2 pseudogenes are annotated in these 1328 nt (G+C 75.1%); both read left to right on the top strand.

Annotated elements, in window-relative coordinates:
- Window positions 1–209, top strand: a pseudogene (locus IH13_RS0116795) (serine/threonine-protein phosphatase); the annotation flags it as partial.
- A gap of 137 nt (window positions 210–346) precedes the next feature.
- Window positions 347–1328, top strand: a pseudogene (locus tag IH13_RS37680) (vWA domain-containing protein); the annotation flags it as partial.

The following is a 1328-nucleotide window of genomic DNA, read 5'->3' as shown; positions in this document are numbered from 1 at the left end:
TGTGCACCGACGGTCTGTGGAACTACGCCGAGGCCGCCGCCGAGATGGCGGCGGCCGTGCCGCCGGACGCGTACGAACGCCCGCTGCACGGGGCGCAGGTGCTGGTGGGCCACGCGCTGGACGGCGGGGGCCACGACAACGTAACGGTGGCGCTGCTGCCGTTCGCCGTGGCCCCGCAGGGGGCAGGATCCGTCCACCCGGCCGCCTGAGACCGCGACCGGTTGCCGGCTCCACCGCCCCACCGCACCGTGCCCCGCCCGCGCCCGGCCCTGTCCGCCGACCCTGCGACCCCGTACCGCCTGACCCGTTCCGCCTGACCCCTGTGGAGCCTCAAGGAGCCGATCAGATGGCCAACTTCTCGAAGTCGAACGTGCCGCGGTTCTCGGCCGAGGTGTACCAGAACGCGTACCTGCCCGAGGGCGGCCGGGAGGTCAACGCGATCGTCACCGTCACCTCGACGGGCGGCGGTCCACCGGCGGTGGCCCGCTGACCGACCGGTCCCCGGCCCCGGCCCGCACCGCCGGGCAGGCACCGGAGGCCGCCGTGGTCCTCATGGTCGACTGCTCCGGGTCGATGGACTACCCGCCGACGAAGATGCGCAACGCCCGGGACGCGACGGCCGCGGCCGTCGACACCCTGCGGGACGGCACGCGGTTCGCCGTGGTGGCGGGGACGCACGTGGCCGAGGACGTGTATCCGGGCAACGGCCGGCTCGCCACCGCCGACGTGCACACCAGGGCCCAGGCGAAGGACGCGCTGCGCCGGCTGAGCGCGGGCGGCGGCACGGCGATCGGTACCTGGCTGCGGCTGGCCGACCGGCTGCTCGGCGCCGCCGACGCGGACATCCGGCACGGCGTGCTGCTCACCGACGGCCGCAACGAGCACGAGTCCCCCGAGGACCTGCGGGCCGCCCTGGACGCCTGCGCGGGCCGGTTCACCTGCGACGCCCGGGGGGTCGGCACCGACTGGGAGGTGAAAGAGGTCACGGCCGTCGCCTCCGCCCTGCTCGGCTCGGCCGACATCGTGGCCGATCCGGCGGGCCTCGCCGCGGACTTCACGCGGATGATGGAGGACGCGATGGGCAAGGAGGTCGCGGACGTCACCCTGCGGCTGTGGACGCCCGTCGGGACCGAGACCGTCTTCGTCAAGCAGGTCGCCCCGACGGTCGCCGACCTGACCGGCCGCCGCACCGGGGCGGGCCCCCGCGCGGGGGACTACCCGACCGGTTCCTGGGGCGACGAGTCCCGGGACTACCACATCTGCGTACGGGTCCCGGAGGCGGGGATCGGCCAGGAGATGCTGGCGGCCCGCGTCTCGCTGATCCTTCT

It is taken from the genome of Streptomyces sp. NRRL WC-3549 (genome assembly GCF_000721935.1).
In the GTDB taxonomy this organism is placed as follows: domain Bacteria; phylum Actinomycetota; class Actinomycetes; order Streptomycetales; family Streptomycetaceae; genus Streptomyces.
The sequence above is the reverse complement of the archived record's forward strand: the minus strand, read 5'-3'. Positions and strand labels throughout refer to the sequence as shown.